Consider the following 20508-nt stretch of genomic DNA (forward strand, 5'->3'; position numbering starts at 1 on the left):
ATTACCTCTTCTTTTCAAGGAGAGGATTGAAGCGTAGCGTGAAAATTTTTTCTTTTCTCTTGGTCGATTGGATATGGCTCCGAGACCTTGCCATCCAAGCTCCGAAGATCGACCGCATAACAGCTTCTTACTTTTTCCTTCTTACTTTTTCCTTCTTACTTCTTCCTTCTTCCTTCTTCCTTCTTTTAATATATTTTTGAATGTCTTGGATTTGTTTGACATTCTATTATCATAGTATTTAGAACGCAAATATAACTTCATAGTTATCCTCTCAATGCACAAATTTTATGAAAATATGTTGGCTAGTATCAATAACCAATTTAAAAACATAACAGCTTCTTACTTTTTCCTTCTTACTTCTTCCTTCTTCCTTCTTCCTTCTTTTAATATATTTTTGAATGTCTTGGATTTGTTTGACATTCTATTATCATAGTATTTAGAACGCAAATATAACTTGATAGTTACCCTCTCAATGCACGAATTTTATGAAAATATGTTGGCTAGTATCAATAACCAATTTAAAAACATAACAGCTTCTTACTTTTTCCTTCTTACTTCTTCCTTCTTCCTTCTTCCTTCTTCCTTCTTCCTTCTTTTGAATGCACGAATTTTATGAAAATATGTTGGCTAGTATCAATAACCAATTTAAAAACATAATAGCTTCTTCCTTTTTCCTTCTTCCTTCTTTGTTCTTTTAATATATTTCGCGATAATGTTTAGCTAGAAAATGACCGATTATATTTAATATTAAAGTTATCAATACTAAAGTTAGACCAGCAGCAAAAATTGTTTGATAAGCTAAAGTACCATGAGGTAAATCACCAAGACTAACCTGGACAATATACCCTGTAATAGTAGCAGCTTGATCTGTAGGATTCAAAGTAAAATTGGGCTGCAAGCCAGCCGCAATAGCAACAATCATTGTTTCTCCTACTGCACGGGAAGCTCCCAGAATATAAGCCGAACAAATACCAGAAATAGCAGCCGGAAATACAACTAATAATGATGTTTGAAACCTAGTTGCTCCCATAGCAAAAGATCCTTCTCGTAAACCTACTGGCACAGAACGCATAGCATCTTCACTTATAGAACTAATAAATGGAATAATCATTATTCCTATTACTAATCCTGCACTCAACATATTAAAAGTTGGCAAATTTGGAAATATTTTTTGTAATAGTGGAGTGACATACAATAGTGCGAAATAACCATAAACTACTGTGGGAATAGCAGCCAATAATTCTAAGAATGGTTTGATAGTTTCTCTACATTTTATTGGGGAAAATTCACTCAGATAAATTCCTGCTATAGTGCCCAGTGGAATAGCTATCATTAAAGCAATAATTGAAGTTACTAAGGTTCCTGAAACTAAAGGTAAAATTCCATATTGTGGATTTTGAAATAAGGGAGTCCATTGTGTACTTGTCAGGAAGTCTAATATGGATATTTCTTGAAAAAATAAAACTGATTCTCTGACTAATATAAACAAAATTGCTATTGTAGTTGCTATAGAGGAAAAAGCTGCTAAAAACAAAATATATTCAATTATTTTTTCTCGTGTATCTTGAACTAATCTTGATGAAAATTTTGGTAATTTTATTGATTTTAAAAGTTTCTTTCTCATTCAATACTCAGTGATTAAGTAAATAATAATGGTCAGCATTCAGTTAAGTAAGTAGGTATTTCTAATTAAACGTTAAAAAAATTGTACGGGTGGGTTTAGCCGAAAGCCTTGATAAATTAGCTATATAGTCCTAAAAACCCGCCGTACACTTGTTGCATTTATTTATGCTTACCTACTTATTAGCGGTCAACATTCAGTAGTAAAAATGAATTAGGGTGATGATTTGTTATATAGCTAAAGTTAGCCTATCTGCTTTTCTTAATACTTTTAATTCTGCCTCATTCTCTCAACGCTTACTTATATAGCAGTCGAAGGAAAAGTTAGAACATATCAAAAACTTAAAACTCAGACAACGCCATATTTTTCCAACTTCGTTTCTTCCTTTTTCCTTCTGCTATACGGTTGAATTTTGAATGCTTACTAACAATAATCAATAATAATTGATGCTTATACAAAATTAATATGAATCTGCATAGAATAATATTTAAATCAGAGTTCACTGTAGATTGAGAAAGACTTGTTAATAAATTTCATAATTCTGTACAGCCTCACATAAAATTGATACTTAGACATTAGCCGATAATTTATCTAATTTTCGGTGTTGCTGAGTGGTAATGATTTTTAGATTAAGTATCAACGCGAAACATAAGTTTTTCAATTTTACCTTCAGCTACTTACCATTACATTTCAGCAATCCCTAATTTTCAGCACTAATTTACATAATGAAATATATTTGCCACTTGAATCTAGTTTAGTATGAAAAATCAAAGAATTACTCTACTTAAAAATAGTTTAAGTCTTCATTATTAAGATTTAAAATTTAACTATCACTCCCAATAACACGATTTTTAAAACGTTCCATTGCTTCCTGATATTCTAGTTCGGAAAGAGGTACAGAATTTACTTCTTTAACTAATTGAGGAGCATTCTTGAGATAGAATTCAACAAATTCTTTAACTTCAGGACGCTCTGCCACTTTAGCATTAACATAAATAAAAATTGGTCTGGCCAGAGGTTGGTATTCTCCACTTCGCACTGTTTCCAGTGAAGGTTTAACAGGTCCATTACCATTGTCTATAGCTATTGCTTTTATTCGGTCTCGGTTCGCTTCATAATAAGAATAGCCAAAATAAGCAATAGCATTAGGGTCATTAGCAACAGCTTGAACCAAAACATTATCATCTTCACTAGGTGTATAGTCAGAACGACTAGCCTTAGACTTACCAACTATTTCATTAGTAAAATAGTCAAATGTACCTGAATCTGCACCTGGTCCATACATTCTAAGTTCTACATCAGGCCAATTAGAGTTCACCTGATTCCACTTCATAACTTTACCTTGGGCATCCGGTGCCCACATCTTTTTGAGCTCCTCCACACTCATAGTATCAACAAAGTTTTCAGTATTAACAACTACAGTAATAGCATCATAAGCAATAGGTAATTCAATAAATTCAATTCCTGCAGCTTTACATTTTTCTATTTCAGATGGTTGAATAGTTCTGGAAGCATCAGAAATATCTGTTCTAACGGAATCTTCTAGAGAACAAAATTTTTTAAAGCCTCCCCCTGTTCCAGAAATTCCAACCGTTACCCGTATAACACCTCTTTTCTCTTTTTGAAATTCTTCTGCTACTGCTTCGGTAATAGGGTAAACTGTGCTAGAACCATCAATTTTAATTATAGACTGGCTTTGAGACCTAACTACAGGAATACTTATAGCTAATGTTGTAGCTACTAGAGCAAAGACACTAGCTAATTTCCACTTATTCAGCTTCAAATTCTTTACTTTGGTAGTTAGCATACTCTTGTTTTCCTAGAGTTTTTATCAAAAATATAGGCAATTAAACATTTATATAATGTAAAAATAATAATTGTTATTTAGAGTCTCAGTATAATTCTTTGAGAATAAGTAAAATTTAAGCACAGTTTAAATATAGGTTAATAGCTAACAATAATTATAACAAAAATATGGATAACCAATATACTTTGGCAGCAGAATTTTCACAGTGGGGAATAGGTCTGCATAGCGGTATTAAATCTCATATTAGAGTTATACCTGCCCCCAAAAATGCAGGTAGATATTTTGTTAGAGTTGACTTACCTAAGACTCCTAGTATTCCAGCTCTCATAAATTTTGTAGTCTCTACCACTCTCTCTACTGAATTTGGTATTGAAAATATTCGTATTCGTACTGTAGAACATTTATTGGCTGCCTTGGCAGGAATGGGAGTAGATAATGCTCGAATTGAAATTGATGGCCCTGAAGTCCCCTTATTGGATGGGTCGGCTAAATTCTGGGTAGAGGCGATCGCTTCTGTAGGATTAGTTGCTCAACCAGAGGAGGAAAATGAGGAGATGGGGAGATGGGGAGATGGGGAGATGGGGAGATGGGGAGATGGGGAGATAGGGGGATGGGGTGATAGGGTGATGGGGCAAAAAAATATTAACAATACTTATCATCCACAGCCAATAAACCACACCCTCAACCCAAAATTAAAGACAAAAAATTCCCTCGACCGACCAATTTGGATAAATCAAGGTGATGCTTTTGTCGCTGCTTTACCTAGTCCAGAAACTCGATTTACTTACGGAATAGATTTTAATCTACCAGCTATTGGTAATCAGTGGCATAGTTGGTCTCCAGAAACAGAAAGTTTTGCTGACTGTATTGCCCCAGCTCGTACATTTGCCTTAGGACATCAAATTGACCAATTACGAGAAGCTGGTTTAATTAAAGGTGGTAGTTTAGACAATGCTCTAGTTTGTAATGAGTCTGGATGGTTAAATCCACCCTTAAGATTTGAAAATGAACCTGTACGTCATAAACTTTTGGACTTAGTAGGAGATTTGAGTTTATTAGGTAGTTTTCCTCAAGCTCATTATCTGGCTTACAAAGCTAGCCATAAATTACATATTCAATTAGCTCGTGCGATTCGTTCTTGGCCTGAAATAGCTTAAAAGCTATCTAAGCCTGGGGATAGAGAAATCTATCTAACTCTTATATCGATGTAGGTGAAAGTCCTACCCTTTAGGGATGAAGTGACTCCTTACTTGGCCACGATGAGTAAGCTCGGAATCTTACAGGTCGAAGCTGGCAACAGGGCGCAATCATAACGAAAGCAGATAGTTACACTGGCGCTCATAGGGGGATAATATGATTCAATAATGGATAATTGATCATTACCTCTCCCTAAAAGGAAGAGGATTGACCAACTCCGAAAAAATTTATTTTTTTCCCCTTGAAAGGGGAGGCTTCAAGGCGCGAATTATTGAATTATTGAATTATTAATTTTTCGGTAAAATAAGTCCTAAAAAAGTTTCTCATTGCAAGAAGCTATGGATTTAGACCAGTTAGAAGTGCAGATGATGCACAGAAACTTCTATTTTTGACTACTCCCCGCAGCTGTTGCCGAGGGGATTCTAAGTTTATACTACCCAACAGGATAAATCCATGTTGCTTCGTTTTTTCGAGCGCTGACCAAAGATATACTCTTTGGGGACAAGTCAAAGTCCCCCTATACAGTCGGCTTAAGTTTAACTCTAGCTTTCTGCTTACTTTTGTCTAAATTGTATATTCAGATAATAGCACAGGACAACTAAAGTTGTCTAGTCTAAACGACTCCCTTGTTTTCATCGCATATTCTGATTGCTTTTTCACATAGTTAGTAAAGACTTTTTTAGCTTCTAAAATGCGTAATGCGTAACTCAAGCTAACTTTCTGACCACGTTTGTTAACTTTGGTCATGGCAGAAGTTCCATTAACCATACTGAGACCATAGTTGTAAACGAAACGAGCATAACCAGCACATTGAGCCATAAGTGATCGCTCCTGATTACTGAGTTTTAATTCAAATTTTTTGGCGTACAATCAAATCACCTCCAAGCACATTGTCAACTATTTTTTTGGCCTTGTCAAAAAAATCCCCATCATATCTGTCAGTTATTGCCGGAAATTGCCATAGATATTGATACTAGCAATCAGCTCCCGAAAGCTAACAAAAAGTAAGCACAATCTGTATAACTTAATGTCAATACAAGTGAGTTTCTAGGGGCGTTTTGACTCGTCCCACCCGGATAAATTTCTGGGTGACAGCTAAGAAGAAGCGAGCAATGTTTATTTATCCCGTTGCGTAGCATCTGCTTAGAATCTCTGTCTATTTAGAGCAGCGAGAAGTCAATAATGGTAAAATCGAGACTGCAAATCAAGAACTGTACATAATGTCAACCTCTGAAAAAACTACAACAGATTCAGCACAAACAACAGAAAATGCTTCAACTCAGGTAAATCAAGATACTGGGACTACTGGGGCAAATATTCTGACTATTGAAGAGATTCACAAAATATTACCCCACCGATACCCTTTTGCTTTAGTAGACCGCATCATAGAATATATACCGGGAGAAAAAGCAGTTGGTATTAAAAATGTGACTTTTAATGAACCCCATTTTCAAGGACATTTTCCTGGAAGACCAATTATGCCAGGGGTGTTAATCATAGAAGCATTGGCTCAAGTTGCAGGTATAGTCTTTGCTCAAATGCCAAATATTCAGAAAGGATTATTTGTATTTGCAGGTATGGATAAGGTAAAGTTTCGTCGCCCAGTAGTTCCAGGAGACCAGCTAATATTAAAGACAGAATTATTATCTGTTAAAGGTGGCAGGTTTGGCAAAGTGCAAGGTCTTGCAGAAGTGGATGGTCAAAAAGCCGCAGAAGGAAATTTGATGTTTTCAATAATGGATTGAGATATGCCTACTCTGATTCACCCAACAGCTGTTATTGCTGAAAGTGCAAACCTGCATCCTACTGTACAGGTGGGTCCTTATGCTGTAATAGGGGAACAGGTTGAGGTAGGTGCGGGAACTACCATTGGCGCTCATGTTGTGATTGAAGGGCCAACAAAAATTGGCTCTGGTAATCGAATTTTTCCTGGGGCAGCTATTGGTATAGAGCCACAAGATTTAAAATATGCGGGTGCTCCGAGCATGGTAAAAATTGGCGACAATAACCAAATCAGGGAATTTGTTACGGTTAACCGTGCTACTTATGCAGGAGAGAGTACCGTGATTGGTAATGGTAATTTACTAATGGCTTATGTTCATGTGGCTCATAACTGCATTATTGAAGATTCTGTGGTCATAGCTAATGCTGTATCTTTAGCAGGTCATATCAAAATTGAGTCTAAGGCTGTAATTGGTGGAGTATTGGGTATTCATCAGTTTGTCCATATTGGTAAAATGGCAATGGTGGGTGGTATGAGCAAGGTAGTTAGAGATGTACCACCATTTATGTTGGTCGAAGGGCATCCTTGTTTGGTGCGATCGCTTAATTTAGTAGGATTAAAGCGTGCTGGTTTGACCAGTGCAGATTTAGCAATATTGAAAAATGCTTTTCGGATTCTCTATCGTTCGGGTAAACTTTTTAGTGAAGCTTTAGAGGAATTAGAATTACTTTCAGAGAATAGGTATATCCAAGAATTACATCAGTTCTTAAGTATGTCTCTTGGGTCTAAACGTCGTGGACCGATGCCGGGAAAAATGTCTAAGGGAGTGAAGTTAGAGGAAGTTGATAATTGATAGACGTTTTTGCCACCAAATAGAGGGAGAAAATTGCTTTCCCAGCAGAAGCTTTAGCTCTAGTTGAAAAACTTGCATTATCTATGTTGCTATAACCCCGGAAATTTTCCACCATGCGAACCGCTTACCAATATAAATTAAGGCCCAACTCATATCAAATAGCCACAATAGAATTGTGGTTGGAATTGTTGCGTCGGCAGTACAACTATAGGTTAGGTGAGCGGTTCTCGTGGTGGGAAGAAAATCGCTGTCCGGTTAATGCTTGCCCCAAGGTGCATGCCAATTCCTCAACTAACAGATAATCCAGATTATTACTCTCAAAAACGAGATTTGGTCAATACCAAAGACAAGTTTCGGGGGTACAAACTAATTCATTCTCAGGTTTTACCGCGATTGCATTAAACGGGTAAAACTTGCCTTTGATAGATGGTTTAAGGCAAACAAGAGTGGACAGAAATTAGGAAAGCCAAGGTTTAAGGGAAAAGGACGTTATCGCAGTTTTACTTATCCTCAAATCAAGCAGGACTGCATAGAAGGAAACAAGATAAACTTGCCCAAAATAGGCAATATAAAATTGATTCAACATCGGCCGCTACCATTAGGTTTTCAAATAAAAACTGTAACTATTAGTCGTAAAGCTGATGGTTATTATCTGACTTTATCCCTAGAAGACAAATCAGTTCCAGCTTTGAGTTGTAATATTGAACCTACATTAAAAAACACTCTGGGAATCGATATGGGGTTGAAAGAATTCTTAGTAACCAGTGAAGGAGAATCTATACCCATACCTCAATACTATCGAAAATCTCAGCAGCGATTAAAGACTCTACAGAAACGTTTATCTCGAAAGAAAAAAGGCAGCAAAAGGTGGTTAAAAGCTGTTAAAGCTGTAGCCAAACAACATAAAAAGGTCGCTGATAAACGTAAAGACTTTCATTTCAAAACAGCCAATGAATTGTTATTAAAAGCTGAGATTATCGCCCATGTAGACGCGGAGCGGCGTGCCGGAGGCAAACTTAAATATCAAAGGGCTAGCAAAGACCCGTTTTAGTAAATCAATTAATGATGCTGGATGGGGCAAATTTCTAACTATTTTGACTGTCAAAGCCGGAAATGCTGGGCAGAAAACTATAGGAGTGAACCCCAAAAATACTAGCCAAGATTGCTCAAACTGTGGAAAAAAAGTCGATAAAGAATTAAACATACGAACTCATTCTTGCCCGCACTGCGGCATAGTAATAGACCGCGACTTGTTTGCGTTTGCGCAGCATCCCGTAGGGAAGCATTCCGTAGGAAATGCGGCGATAAATATCAAAAATAGGGCGGTAGGGCATTCCGTCCTTAAAGCTTGTGGAGCCCGACGGAATACCGGGGCTGGGAAACAAGAATCCCACACTATAACACTAGCTTAGTGTGAGAGTATGTCACTGTTGGTACTGCTTCATGCGAAAGACCAAAAAATTCAGAAAACAATAAAGCCTACAAAAGAGTTACTAAAGAGTTGAAGCAAACCTGAGAAAAACATGAGGATCTTAGAGACGAGCAAAGATATACTTTGAATTTAGGACAATACAAAAAATACGAAAGAAAATGTTCATCCAAGACTGAAAAGACTGAAAAAGAGACAGTCATTCAACGTAGAGTTATTATAATTAGTATTACAGATAGAGACACAGATGTTAATTTAAAGCAGGCACTTCGTGATGCTATTAAAAATAGGGAAGATTTGTCATTTGATATCGAGAATTATAGTCTTTTTGAGCTGACAGAAAGTAATTGAGGTTTGAACTTTAATATTTGTACCTCACATACTGGGAATCTGTTGTATTGCGAATTTCATCTCAATCAGTTCACTATTAGCGGGCAAGATGCCCGCACTATTAGACTGAAAAATCTAAAATGGTACATTACGATATTTCTATAATATCTATTAGACTTCTTCCATTTATATCCATAATCATAGCAATCGAAGCAAAGGGCGCGGACAGCTCAAAAGTTTAAAACTCAGACAACGTAATACTTTTCCTTCTTTTTTCTTCCTTCTGCTATAAGCCTTCTTCCCTCTTCCTTCTTCCTTACACTTATCTTGCAATGCTGATGCTACTGGACTTGATATTAAGTTAACATCTGCAACCTTTGCTTTAACTGCTATATTATGGATAATATTTCAATTCATTTTAATGAGCACCTACGCAGAGCTACAGACTTGTTATCAATATACATCAAAATTGACCGAGTGGCAAAAAATCTGTATCTACTGCATATCAAGACTTATAGCGTTTATGAAAAGATTGCTCATACAGGCGCGAAATCTCGATTTTTCCCTCAAATTTGCCTTTCAATAGCTCATTTGAACTTTTTTTGTCAAAATCAATTTAAATTATCAATATATTAATCAATTAATGATAAATTTAGTTAATATTCTATTATTTAAAAGTCTTGTTGCGCTATGGACAAGGTAAAAGTAAAAAATAATCTATGATTGAGTTCAATCATTTAGAAATATCTGAATCTTTTGCTATATAGTTTATTTCAGTTGCAATGAAGTAATTGAGGTTTGAATTTTTATATTTGCACCTATTTTGCTGATAACTGTTAACGCAGTTCCTCCGATAGGAGGCTAACTGATAACTGAAATAACCAGTCCCCCATGTCTTATGAAAATTTTTATTAGTACAGGTGAAGTTTCTGGAGATTTACAAGGGTCTCTATTAGTTGAAGCACTCTACCGTCAAGCTCAATTTCAAGGTTTAAATTTAGATATTGTTGCCTTGGGGGGCGATAGAATGGCTGCTGCTGGTGCTACTTTATTAGGAAATACGACAAAAATCGGTGCTGTCGGAATTATTGAATCTTTGCCTTTTGTTTTTCCTACTCTGAAATTACAACAAAAAGCAAAAGAATATATACATAATGAATCCCCTGATATAGTTGTTTTAATTGACTATATGGGACCTAATATTAGTATTGGTAGTTATATCCGTAAAACCTGGCCGAATTTACCGATTATTTGGTACATTGCTCCTCAAGAATGGGTTTGGTCTCTGGGAAAGGGTAAAACAAATAAGATAGTAAATTTAGCAAACAAAATTTTGGCAATTTTTCCGGAAGAAGCAAATTATTTTCGACAAAAAGGAGCTAAAGTTACTTGGGTAGGTCATCCCATAATTGACAGAATAAAAATAGCTCCTAGTAGGGAAAAAGCACGTCATAATTTGGGTATAAATCCAGATACAATAGCGATCGCTTTATTACCAGCATCTCGACAACAAGAAGTTAAATATTTAATGCCAGTAATATTTCGAGCAGCACAAATAATCCAGGAAAAATTACCTCAAGTTCATTTCCTAATTCCTCTATCTTTAGAAAGTTATCGTCATCCTATTGAAGAGGCAATTAAGAAGTATCAACTACAGGCAAAAATTTATCCATCTCTTCTACAAAATAATCAAGAAATACAAGAAAGTAAAAATTTAGAAATTCTGGCTGCAGCCGACTTAGCGATCGCTAAATCTGGTACTGTAAATTTGGAAATAGCTTTGCTAAATGTACCGCAAGTAGTAGTATATAAAGTTAATCCAATAACTGTTTGGATTGCCAGGAATATTTTGAGATTTTCGATTCCATTTATGTCGCCACCAAATTTAGTACAAATGAAGGCTATTGTGCCAGAATTGTTTCAAGAAAATGCTACTCCTGAAAAGATTGTTTCTGAAAGTTTAGAACTTATATTAAATTATCAGCACCGAGAAAAAATGATAGTAAATTATCAGGAAATGCATCATGCTTTGGGAAAAGAAGGAGTTTGTGGTCGTGCAGCTCAAGCAATTTTGGATTCAGTTTTGACGTAATCAAACTTCTTGGCAAAATTACTATTTTATAGTCATCCTAAATTTTTTTTAGCAAGATGTGAGTAATAGTTAATTATTCATCATTTTCGCTATCTACAGTGTAGTTGTCTTGATGAATTTAATCGCGATCAGAAAATTTATAGGTAGTCCTGCATAGTAATGGTCAAGTAAAAATTGTGGCATTATAGTAATGTATGAAGTTCCATATGGCTCCAATGTGATTACTTAACTTTTTAGAAAACGATAACGTTTTTCGTACCTTACGTCCGATACGTTGTCGCATCGTATTGTTAAACCTTTCTATATAGCTAGTTTGACCAGTTTCTTTCCCGACAGCCCTGTGTCCCATTGATGGTAATACCATTGCGTAGGCTTCCCCAAAATCAGTGTAGCAAATTGCACATTGACGATATACTCCAGGTAAAGATTCCCAAAGACCTTGAGCTGACTGCCGGGAGCGGTCGCCAATATATACTCCTACAACTGAGCGATCGCCAACATCTATAGCGAGCCAAATCCATTTCTTATTATTTTTAGACCCAACATAAGACCACATTTCATCGAGTTGAATTGTTAATTTACCCGTTTTTTTTTTGAGTAACATCAACTTTTTGTTTAATTTGCTCATACTTATTATTAACGTAAATCCGTAGCCATCTTTCTGAAACACCAGTAATTCTTGCGTTCGCGTAGCGTCCCGTAGGGAATCGCAGCCAATGCTAATCGCTCTAACAACATTTTATCAATCATCACTCTTGTTGCCTCATCAATAGGCTGTCTGCTAGGATTCTCGACAAATTGTCGTCCACAATCTAGGCAACGAAACCGAGGCTTACCGTAGTGAGTATGTCCATATTTGATGATTTTAGTAGATTGGCATTTAGGACAGTGCATAGCTAGAAAATCAAATTTAAATTTAAATTTTACCATTACTATGCAGGACTACCCCCAGGAACAAATGTTTTTATCTGGAGTTTGCTTATGAACAACCACAACCGGAAAAGACTCAAGCAATGGCAGGGAATGTATTAGGTATAGATCCTGGATTAAACAACTGGTTGATCTGTGTGAGTAATGTGGGCAAAGCTTTTATAATTGATGGAAAAAAGGTTAAATCCCAAAATCCATGGTACAACAAGCAAGTAGCCAAAATCAAAGCAGGTAAGCCTAGTGACTATTGGGATGATAAGTTAGCAGCTATCACTGAAAAGCGTAACCGTCAGATGCGGGATAATGTGAACAAAGCAGCTATATTTGTTATGAACTGGTGCATTGAGCATCAAATAGGTACAATAGTTTTTGGGTGGAATCAACGCCAAAAAGATAATATTAACATTGGCAAGAAAAATAACCAACAGTTTGTTCAAATACCAACAGCCAAGTTAAAAGCCAGGATAGCTGAATTGTCTGAGCAGTATGGAATTAAGTTTGTTGAGACTGAGGAGAGTTACACGAGTAAGGCTAGTTTTCGTATCGGAAGATTTCTTACCGACATTTGGTGAAAAACCCGTTTGCGTAGCATTCCGTAGGAAAAGGTGGGAAGCTTCAGGAAAGCGTGTCAATCGTGGTTTGTATCGTTCAGCAACAGGTCAATTAATCAATGCTGATACTAATGGAGCAGCCAATATTTTAAGAAAAGTATCGACACAGCTAGAAATTAATCTAGTCAAGGTCTGTAGGGGAGTCTTGATGCTCCCACAACGATATAAGTTAGATTCTCTAACTAAAAAATATCGTAAGCAGTGCGTCGCGTGGCAATAGCGCCCGCACCCATCACATCCGCTTAGAATCCAGGGTGTTTTAACCCCTGGAGACATCAATAGACTAAGTAATAGCATTTATCATGGATTATTGCTATACATCAATTTCTGTATAAATCACTGTAGAGGGTAACTCTCCCCTGGGCACTAGTTTATTAAATTGGTATAATTATTATTAAGATAAAAGTTGCTCGTAGAATTAATATATTAACTACTACTATTTATGAATACTATTTATCTTTTTCTTCTGCTTTATTCTGACACTATTTATTGATGAGTTAAACAAAGAAATAAAAATGCAAAATAAATTGTATAAATTATTTATTATTGTCATAAAATTTTTTCTACTTTTAGGTGCTGTAATAGTTCTAAATCCCCTAGTTTTTGCTGGAGAAATTAGAAGTAATATTATGTCTCCAGAATTGAGAAAAAAACTAGAGATCAAGGGATTTATTGATGGTTATCAAAGGTCTAAATCTGGTTTAGAGCCATCTATAGAAACAGAATTTGAAAAATTAAACATCGCAGAAAAAATTGAAAATAATATTTATGCAGATGCTTATCTACAAGGCTATACTCAATTTGAAATAGATTTAGGGGAGTACATAAGTATTAATCAGAATGAACATGAGCTACAAGTTATTGCGTTTAAAGATGGTTGTTTGATGGCACAAACAGGACTGAATGAATTTCCAGAAATAGGTATGAATAAATTAGGACTCGAAGAATTAAGAGAACAGTTAATTTATCTTGATGCCTATCAACAGGGTTATACTAGGTGGCTGTTGACTTATTCTTGTATACCTTCACCATATTAGATATAGTAGAAGGAAAAAGGTAGAGTTTTTATTATTGATATTCATTTCGGTTGTTTTAGTTATTTGATAAATCAAATACAGTAATGACAACTGCTATGACTAAGGAATAAATTTTACTTGTTAAACAGGGTATTGAACTTCATTATTTTAGTTTTTTTAGAGTCCAGGAGTAGAATTTTGGAAGAAAGTTGTTAAGCTTACAGCAGTTTTGGAGTTGATGAGGTACAAAATTTTAGGACTTTAGGGAGTAGGGAGTAGGGAGTAGGGAGTAGGGAGTAGAGAAAAAAAGATTAATTTTAAAACTGTACCTCACGCTTCCTAAAAAGTGCTGTAAAACTGCTACTTTTTATGAAAATATGAAAAGATATAGAATTACAATTCTAATTTGTTTGATATTGACTTTAATTTTAGGTTTTGTAACTAAATTTTATCAAGGACTATTTTCGGAATGGCTGAATAATTCTTTTAGTTCAATTTTTTATGAAGCATTCTGGATTTTTTTAGTGATTTTTATTCGACCTCGACTTCAACCAGGTTTAGTGGCTTTTTGGGTATTTATTGTCACCTGTTTTCTAGAATTTATGCAGTTATGGAAACCACCTTTTTTACAAGCTATTCGAGCAACTTTAATTGGCAGACTGTTGTTAGGAAATACTTTTGTCTGGTGGGATTTTTTGTACTATATATTAGGTTGTACATTGACTTGGATATTTTTACGTTACTTCAAGTTTTATGATAAGAGGAGTCAGTTCTCAGGAGTCAGTAGGAAGAAAGGATGAGAGTGGGAATTATCTGGGGATATTCCGGCGTTTTATGTCTGCATTGAATGGAATTAGAAAGTGCGATAACTGTATAACCGGATTTTATATCACATACAATTTAGCTAATTTAAAAGATAAAATAGCAATTCAATAATTAATATCCCTCTATATACTAATTAGGGTTTGCTGAAAAAAAGTCTTTTTGCCAAGGCAGGGAGTAGTTAAGAGTCAAGAGGAATAGGGAGTTATAGAGGAGGTACTCAGAAAAATTATCCCAAGATTGTTCTGCCCAACTCTTACGCAAATACTAACTTTTTGAGCCTTCTTAGCCGAAAATATGGTACTTTTTTCGCTCCTTAAATGCTACAACCAATATCAGTCAATCCTTTCATATTTAATCACCTAATTAGGGTTTGCTGAAAAAGTCTTATGAGTGAGGGAAGGAATCAGGAGTCAGTCCTCAGGAGTCAGATTTTCTTACTTTTAACTTTTAACTTTTGAATTTTGACTTTTAATTCCTTTTTTCTTACTTTTAACTTTTGACTTTTGACTTTTGACTTTGAATTCCTACCCACTTAATAATAGCTTCAGTCAATCCATCCAAAGTATATTCTTCAGCTTCCACATCTACCCTACCTAACAAACTTTGACAACTTTGAGAAGTTTGAGGTCCGATAGAAGCAATACAAATATTTTCTAACCAATTTTGCGGTAAATTATCTTGATTTTCAGCCGTCAAATAACAAAAATTTCGCACCGTTTTAGAACTAGCAAAAGTCATAATATCTATCTGACGATTTTGTAATGCGAATAAAGCTTCTGGTAAAATATTTTCTGGACAACTAGACTCATAAGCAGCTACTTCTATTATCTGGGCACCTTGACTATTTAACTCATTCACTAATACTTCCCTACCACCAGTCTCTACTCTGGGAAATAAAACCTTTTTTCCACTTAAATTTTCAGGGAAATTTACCACCAAAGAATCAGCAACAAAATTAGGTGGAATAAAATCTGGTTTCAAACCACGAGCATTCAAACTTCCCGAAGTTTTTTTACCAACAACTGCTATTTTTACACCAGATAAAGCACGACTATCTTTACCTTTCTTTGCCAACCTTTCAAAAAAGTAATCTACCCCATTAGTAGATGTCAAAATTAACCAATCAAAACTATCTATATTATTAATAGCCACATCTAAATCATGCCAACTTGAAGGAGGAGTAATAACTAAAGCTGGCATTTCAATTACTTTCGCCCCTACTTTTTGTAGGCGATCGCTAAACTTACTAGACTGACCTGCTGCACGAGTAACTAAAACAGTTTTATTTGCTAAAGGGACTATTTCAGTTTTTGCTACTGACTTTTCTATAACCATATTATTTGGAGATTTTAAATAATCTCGTAATCTGACTACTTCTCCTACTATTATCACACAAGGGGACAAATATTCGGCATAGGTTTTTTGAACAATATCCCCTAAACTACCAATCCAAATTTGTTGTTTTGGAGTGGCACAATTTTGAATAATTGCCACAGGAGTTTGAGATGTTCTTTTATGTCTTAATAACTGATGTACAATTTCATCTAAATTTCGTGCCCCCATTAAAATTACTAAAGTTTCAATTTGAGAAATTCTTTCCCAGTATAATGCTTCTATATCGTGAGCAGTCAAGACGACAAAAGCTCTACTCATTACTGCATCTGTTAAAGGAATATTTGCTAGTAAAGGTGCTGTTAATGCAGAAGAAATTCCTGGTACAACTTCAAATTCACAACCAGCTTCAATTAATGCTTGAATTTCTGTAGTACCACGACCAAAAATAAAAGGATCTCCTCCTTTTAGTCTAATTACTTGTTTGCCTAATTTACATTTTTCTACTAACAAGCTATTAATTTCTGACTGAGAAATACTGGGTTTACCACCACGTTTACCCATCTCTATTTTCAAACAACTTTCTGGTGCTAATTGTAGAATTGAGTCATCAACTAAGGCATCATAAATTAAGACTTCCCCTTGAGTAATTAGGGAATGTGCTTTGACGGTCAAATATTCTTTACTTCCGGGTCCAGCTCCAACTATATATACTTTTCCTAGTGATTTAGTCATATTTATATTAGTCATATAAAATCCGGTTATACAGTTATTGTACTTGTGCTTCTCCATTAAATATAGACTTTTGAAGGAGTATCCCTGCAAATTTCCACCTAAAAATTATTCCTAATTCCTGAATTATTACTCTTTGATTGCATGATAACTAATTAGCCGGATTATCAATAAATATACTTGGGTTTTAGTTCTATCAGAAAGTTTAATCGACCATATTATATGGCATATATAATAGTTACCTTCCAAATTTTTAGCTGATATAGCAAAAGCAAGAAGGAAGGGCTGAAATTGAAGGAAGCTTGATTATTGATCTTTTCAAGTTTGAAGCTTTTTCATAAGTAAAATAAATATAGTAATGACCACTGCTATATAAAAATATTTTGGTAGTGGTGCATTGTAATTTTTTCGGTAACGGTATAGCAAGCATTTCAGCCACCATTGACCATTACTATACAGGACTACCAATATTTTTACCGAAAAATTAAGGTATAAAGCCTCTCCATTCATGGAGAAAAAAGCGGTCGAGGGATGGCGAGGAAACCTGCGCCATATCCAATCGACCAAGAGAAGAAAAAAATTCCTTTTAACCTAATCCTCTTCTTTTCAAGGAGAGGTAATTCTAAATTATTAATTCTAAATTCTTAATTATTGAAAGTATTGATACATTTTTTTTGCTTTCAAATATTTTGATAGAAAAATTATTTCAATTCAGTATTATTTCAATCTGAAACAAAGGTAACACTGTCGATGACGTTTAGCTTCTTACCACATAGGTTTTATACAAAATTAACCCCAAAGGAGTTATATATTATTATCTATGTTTTGTGCCTATAGTATAAAATTTCCTCCCTTGCTAATATTGTAATTTTTTTAATTTTTTCCTCTTTTATCTTATACCATTTATCTGCAACAATGCGCTTAATAATTGTCGATCAGACCTTATTAAACTCACTATTCTCATCTTTATATTAAGTGCAACTTCATGGAGAAATGGTATTAGTGCCCTACCAGGTATGTCTAGGCTTTTACAGAGGAACTAACACCGACACGGGGTAACCATTTTTATAAATTTATCTTTGTTTTTTTCTATTAATAATTCAATGACTGTAGCAATATTTTAAAAATTGCTATTAATAAGATTAAAGATTAGCAATTACAACAAAAATTCCGATTTTTTGAATAGCACCAATGAGGAAAATCTTGTTTTTATTAAGAGATATTAACTGTTGTTTCAAAATCAATATGTTGAACATCCTCATACTAAACATTGCAAATTTATTGAAAATAAAAATGATTTCCAAATATTGCATTACAATCAGGACAACTAAATGAAGTATATGAGTTTCTAACTGTTTTGCTATAGCGAGATTTAATTTTGCCCATTTTCATATTTTGACCTTTAGCTTTTTCAGTCTTCAAGCATTCATAAGCTTTACTTACAACTTCAGGAAGAAATTGAGGTTCATTTATAACTTTGTCTGTTAATACAATGTAGTCTATTAAATTAAAATTACAGCCACATAAAGTTTCATAAGACTCATTGTGAACGTGATAAATATAATATTTTCCGCCACATTTCCAACAATTGACAGGAAAAAATATGATTTTAATATCTTGCTGTGTTTTATATCGATAAAATTTATAAAATTTAAAATGACCAGATAAAATTTCAGTAATAAAATTCTTTAAAAGATAGATGTTTTGATCGGTAATTACCGTAGGATTTTTAGAAGCGTCAAACTGTAATTGAAATATAGGTATATCTTGTCTTGCTTCGGATGTTGGTAATTTTTTAAATAACCAGCAGCAACGAATCCCATCTCTGATATATTTATGTTGACGTTGTTCAGTTTCTTCTAAGCATTGAGGACTCCATTGAACTTCAAAAGCAAGTTTAACTAACTGATTTTTTACTTGCTTAGTAGCTAAAACATCGGTTCTCCAATCTACTCCACTTCCTTCAGTTTTAACATCGTAACCAATAGTTTTACAGACTTTAGCAATTTCTGTTTTGCACAAAAGATGTTGCCATGTTTCTGATTTAGAATTAGGGTTTGCTGATTAAATATAAAAGCATTGACATATCAAGGTTGAGCGCATTTTTTAGTTAAAAAAAGTCCAAGCTTTTAGGTCGTAATGGTTCAAAAAAGAGCGCATTTTAGGCGTATAGTTGCGCAGAATAATCAAGGGATTATTCTTCCTCCTACCTCCTCTATAATTCCCATTTCTCCTGTCTCCTGTCTCCTGTCTCCTGTCTCCTACCCTTACCCATAAGACTTTTTCAGCAAACCCTAATTACATCCATCTTTCTTATTATGAGCAAAATGCTTAGTTCCCAATTTTGAAGTTCTTAAATGTCCTCTTGCTTCACAACAAGGTAAAATAACTTGAACTTTTTTACGTTTTAATTCTTCCCATTCCTCATCAGATAGTAATGGTGCTAATAATTCTTGATTATCTAAAATAGCTCTTAACGGCATAACTTTATGGTAAAAAAAAATCCTAAATTTTTATCTTTTGGGGATGCTCAACTTTTATTAAGTAAATCTGTTTTTGAGATAATTTATTTGTAAGCATTTAGCCGTCAGCTATCAGCAATAAGCTTCATTACCTTTAAAAGAGGAATTAGTATGAAAAGGTAAAGAGATTGAGGTAAAAAAGGTATGGATAAAAGTACCATAGCTACCCCATAACTCATACAGTCTGTGATTTATTCTTGCTACTGAATGCTGTCTGCGATCTGCTAAATGCTTAAATTTATTTGCTCCTATTTATAGTCATATTACTTAGAAAAGATGTCACCAAAAATAAAATTATTTAGCTTTTTTATTTTACTCACTTTCCGGATAAGTTTCACGCTACATTTTATTCTCATCATCATCTAATTTGTAATAATTTTACTTGCCATTCCCTACATCCACATTTCCCAGAAAAAATCCCCTCATTAACAATATAAACTCTGAAATTATTACCTTTTTTCCCCAGAGCTAACTTTTCCTAATTCCCAGAAATTCTTGAAACAATCAAAATCTGACTACTATCAAAAACAACCCATAGGAAAATTCAATATTCTCGGAAAAATATAGAAGAAGGAGGAATACTTTAGTTATCTAGTCCAGAAGGAAGAAATAAAAATTTTGCCTTGTCTGAGTTTTAAGCTTTTGAGATGTCTAATATAGAAGAAGAAGGAATACTTTAGTTATCTAGTCCAGTCTGAAATTATTACCTTTTTTCCCAGAGCAGACTTTTCCTAATTCCCAGAAATTCTTGACACAATCAAAATCTGACTAATATCAAAGACCACCTATGGAAAAAATTAGGGTAGTCCTGCATGGTAATGGTGAAGATATATCTTTTTTAATTTCTCCCGCACTCCCCATCCCCCCATCTCCCCATCTCCCGCACTCCCAATCTCCCCACACACTCTCTACCATTACTATGCACCACCACCTAAATAGACAAAAATCCAAATCATCATCTCATCTATCAGAATTTGACTTGCCATCCCCTATACCCATATTTCTCAGAAAAAATACCCCGAACAAAAATAGAAAATCTGAAATTATTACCTTTTTTCCCAGAGTAGACTTTTCCTAATTCCCAGAAATTCTTGACACAATCAAAATCTGACTACTATCAAAGACCACCTATGGAAAAAATTAGATATTCTGCGAAAAATACTTTCCCAATAAATAGACAAAAATCCAAATCATCATCTCATCTATCAGAATTTGACTTGCCATCCCCTATACCCATATTTCTCAGAAAAATACCCCGAACAAAAATAGAAAATCTGAAATTATTACCTTTTTTCCCAGAGTAGACTTTTCCTAATTCCCAGAAATTCTTGACACAATCAAAATCTGACTAATATCAAAGACCACCTATGGAAAAAATTAGATATTCTGCGAAAAATACTTTCCCAATAAATAGACAAAAATCCAAATCATCATCTCATCTATCAGAATTTGACTTGCCATCCCCTATACCCATATTTCTCAGAAAAA

General features: G+C 34.6%; 19 protein-coding genes and 1 pseudogene. 12 read left to right on the plus strand and 8 right to left on the minus strand.

From position 1 onward, the window contains the following. Positions 1-694: 694 nt before the first annotated feature. Positions 695-1624 (minus strand): phosphate ABC transporter permease subunit PstC, encoded by a 930-nt coding sequence (pstC, locus tag F6K23_RS07375; protein WP_293152742.1) that lies wholly within the window; start codon positions 1622-1624, stop codon positions 695-697. Between the two features lie 820 nt (positions 1625-2444). Beyond that, on the minus strand, positions 2445-3428 hold the full coding sequence (locus F6K23_RS07380) for a PstS family phosphate ABC transporter substrate-binding protein (protein WP_293152745.1): 984 nt from the start codon (positions 3426-3428) through the stop codon (positions 2445-2447). A 167-nt stretch (positions 3429-3595) separates the two neighbouring features. Here F6K23_RS07380 and F6K23_RS07385 point away from each other — a divergent pair, with 167 nt between their 5' ends. Then, positions 3596-4585, plus strand: coding sequence for a UDP-3-O-acyl-N-acetylglucosamine deacetylase (locus F6K23_RS07385; protein WP_293152747.1), 990 nt, complete (start codon positions 3596-3598; stop codon positions 4583-4585). A 604-nt stretch (positions 4586-5189) separates the two neighbouring features. On the opposite strand, the gene F6K23_RS07390 is transcribed toward F6K23_RS07385, so the two are convergent. Then, a complete protein-coding gene (locus tag F6K23_RS07390) occupies positions 5190-5495 on the minus strand; it encodes a helix-turn-helix domain-containing protein (RefSeq protein WP_293152749.1) in 306 nt (101 codons plus the stop codon). Positions 5496-5845: 350 nt separating this feature from the next. Between F6K23_RS07390 and fabZ the strand changes: the two genes are divergently transcribed. From fabZ to lpxB, 7 genes are all read left to right on the plus strand, one after another. Beyond that, positions 5846-6370, plus strand: a complete 525-nt coding sequence (gene fabZ / locus F6K23_RS07395) for a 3-hydroxyacyl-ACP dehydratase FabZ (RefSeq protein ID WP_293152752.1) — start codon at positions 5846-5848, stop codon at positions 6368-6370. 3 nt (positions 6371-6373) lie between these two features. Further along, positions 6374-7201 carry an acyl-ACP--UDP-N-acetylglucosamine O-acyltransferase gene (gene lpxA, locus F6K23_RS07400; protein ID WP_293152755.1) on the plus strand — a complete coding sequence of 276 codons (828 nt, stop codon included), beginning with the start codon at positions 6374-6376 and terminating at the stop codon, positions 7199-7201. Between the two features lie 113 nt (positions 7202-7314). Then, positions 7315-7503 carry a helix-turn-helix domain-containing protein gene (locus F6K23_RS41570; RefSeq protein ID WP_367267645.1) on the plus strand — a complete coding sequence of 63 codons (189 nt, stop codon included), beginning with the start codon at positions 7315-7317 and terminating at the stop codon, positions 7501-7503. 95 nt (positions 7504-7598) lie between these two features. After that, on the plus strand, positions 7599-8252 hold the full coding sequence (locus F6K23_RS41575; RefSeq protein WP_367267655.1) for an RNA-guided endonuclease InsQ/TnpB family protein: 654 nt from the start codon (positions 7599-7601) through the stop codon (positions 8250-8252). Beyond that, positions 8203-8613: an RNA-guided endonuclease InsQ/TnpB family protein gene (locus F6K23_RS41580; protein WP_367267646.1), complete on the plus strand. Its 411-nt coding sequence runs from the start codon at positions 8203-8205 to the stop codon at positions 8611-8613. The genes F6K23_RS41575 and F6K23_RS41580 overlap by 50 nt, the downstream gene beginning before the upstream one ends. Before the next feature lie 143 nt (positions 8614-8756). Then, on the plus strand, positions 8757-8981 hold the full coding sequence (locus tag F6K23_RS07410; RefSeq protein ID WP_293152758.1) for a hypothetical protein: 225 nt from the start codon (positions 8757-8759) through the stop codon (positions 8979-8981). Positions 8982-9858: 877 nt separating this feature from the next. Continuing rightward, positions 9859-11052: a lipid-A-disaccharide synthase gene (lpxB, locus tag F6K23_RS07415; RefSeq protein WP_293152761.1), complete on the plus strand. Its 1194-nt coding sequence runs from the start codon at positions 9859-9861 to the stop codon at positions 11050-11052. Positions 11053-11215: 163 nt separating this feature from the next. On the opposite strand, the pseudogene F6K23_RS07420 reads toward lpxB, so the two are convergent. Next, positions 11216-11946, minus strand: a pseudogene (locus tag F6K23_RS07420) (IS1 family transposase). Positions 11947-12020: 74 nt separating this feature from the next. Between F6K23_RS07420 and F6K23_RS07425 the strand changes: the two are divergent. From F6K23_RS07425 to F6K23_RS07435, 4 genes are all read left to right on the plus strand, one after another. After that, positions 12021-12554, plus strand: a complete 534-nt coding sequence (locus F6K23_RS07425) for a transposase (protein WP_367267656.1) — start codon at positions 12021-12023, stop codon at positions 12552-12554. 67 nt (positions 12555-12621) lie between these two features. Beyond that, entirely contained in the window at positions 12622-12813 is a 192-nt protein-coding gene (locus tag F6K23_RS41585) for a hypothetical protein (protein WP_367267647.1), read from the plus strand. 295 nt (positions 12814-13108) lie between these two features. Beyond that, positions 13109-13630 (plus strand): hypothetical protein, encoded by a 522-nt coding sequence (locus F6K23_RS07430; protein ID WP_293152764.1) that lies wholly within the window; start codon positions 13109-13111, stop codon positions 13628-13630. Positions 13631-13986: 356 nt separating this feature from the next. Continuing rightward, positions 13987-14409 carry a DUF2809 domain-containing protein gene (locus tag F6K23_RS07435; protein WP_293152767.1) on the plus strand — a complete coding sequence of 141 codons (423 nt, stop codon included), beginning with the start codon at positions 13987-13989 and terminating at the stop codon, positions 14407-14409. 514 nt (positions 14410-14923) lie between these two features. Here the strand turns inward: F6K23_RS07435 and cobA are convergent. From cobA to F6K23_RS07455, 4 genes are all read right to left on the minus strand, one after another. Then, positions 14924-16501: a uroporphyrinogen-III C-methyltransferase gene (gene cobA, locus F6K23_RS07440; protein ID WP_293152770.1), complete on the minus strand. Its 1578-nt coding sequence runs from the start codon at positions 16499-16501 to the stop codon at positions 14924-14926. A 1275-nt stretch (positions 16502-17776) separates the two neighbouring features. After that, complete coding sequence (locus F6K23_RS07445; RefSeq protein ID WP_293152773.1) at positions 17777-18520, minus strand: hypothetical protein; 744 nt, start codon at positions 18518-18520, stop codon at positions 17777-17779. 272 nt (positions 18521-18792) lie between these two features. Beyond that, positions 18793-18981, minus strand: a complete 189-nt coding sequence (locus F6K23_RS07450; RefSeq protein ID WP_293152776.1) for a hypothetical protein — start codon at positions 18979-18981, stop codon at positions 18793-18795. Between the two features lie 813 nt (positions 18982-19794). Beyond that, a complete protein-coding gene (locus F6K23_RS07455) occupies positions 19795-19935 on the minus strand; it encodes a hypothetical protein (protein WP_293152779.1) in 141 nt (46 codons plus the stop codon). Between the last annotated feature and the right edge of the window lie 573 nt (positions 19936-20508).

This window comes from Okeania sp. SIO2C9 (assembly GCF_010672455.1).
Taxonomy (GTDB): domain Bacteria; phylum Cyanobacteriota; class Cyanobacteriia; order Cyanobacteriales; family Microcoleaceae; genus Okeania.

Coding starts and splice junctions, on each gene's coding strand:
- F6K23_RS07450 (WP_293152776.1), bottom strand. CDS start 18,981: ATGCCGTTAAGAGCTATTTTAGATAATCAAGAATTATTAGCACCATTA.
- cobA (WP_293152770.1), bottom strand. CDS start 16,501: ATGACTAAATCACTAGGAAAAGTATATATAGTTGGAGCTGGACCCGGA.
- pstC (WP_293152742.1), bottom strand. CDS start 1,624: ATGAGAAAGAAACTTTTAAAATCAATAAAATTACCAAAATTTTCATCA.
- F6K23_RS07385 (WP_293152747.1), top strand. CDS start 3,596: ATGGATAACCAATATACTTTGGCAGCAGAATTTTCACAGTGGGGAATA.
- F6K23_RS07435 (WP_293152767.1), top strand. CDS start 13,987: ATGAAAAGATATAGAATTACAATTCTAATTTGTTTGATATTGACTTTA.
- lpxA (WP_293152755.1), top strand. CDS start 6,374: ATGCCTACTCTGATTCACCCAACAGCTGTTATTGCTGAAAGTGCAAAC.
- lpxB (WP_293152761.1), top strand. CDS start 9,859: ATGAAAATTTTTATTAGTACAGGTGAAGTTTCTGGAGATTTACAAGGG.
- F6K23_RS41570 (WP_367267645.1), top strand. CDS start 7,315: ATGCGAACCGCTTACCAATATAAATTAAGGCCCAACTCATATCAAATA.
- F6K23_RS07430 (WP_293152764.1), top strand. CDS start 13,109: ATGCAAAATAAATTGTATAAATTATTTATTATTGTCATAAAATTTTTT.
- fabZ (WP_293152752.1), top strand. CDS start 5,846: ATGTCAACCTCTGAAAAAACTACAACAGATTCAGCACAAACAACAGAA.
- F6K23_RS07455 (WP_293152779.1), bottom strand. CDS start 19,935: ATGGTAGAGAGTGTGTGGGGAGATTGGGAGTGCGGGAGATGGGGAGAT.
- F6K23_RS07380 (WP_293152745.1), bottom strand. CDS start 3,428: ATGCTAACTACCAAAGTAAAGAATTTGAAGCTGAATAAGTGGAAATTA.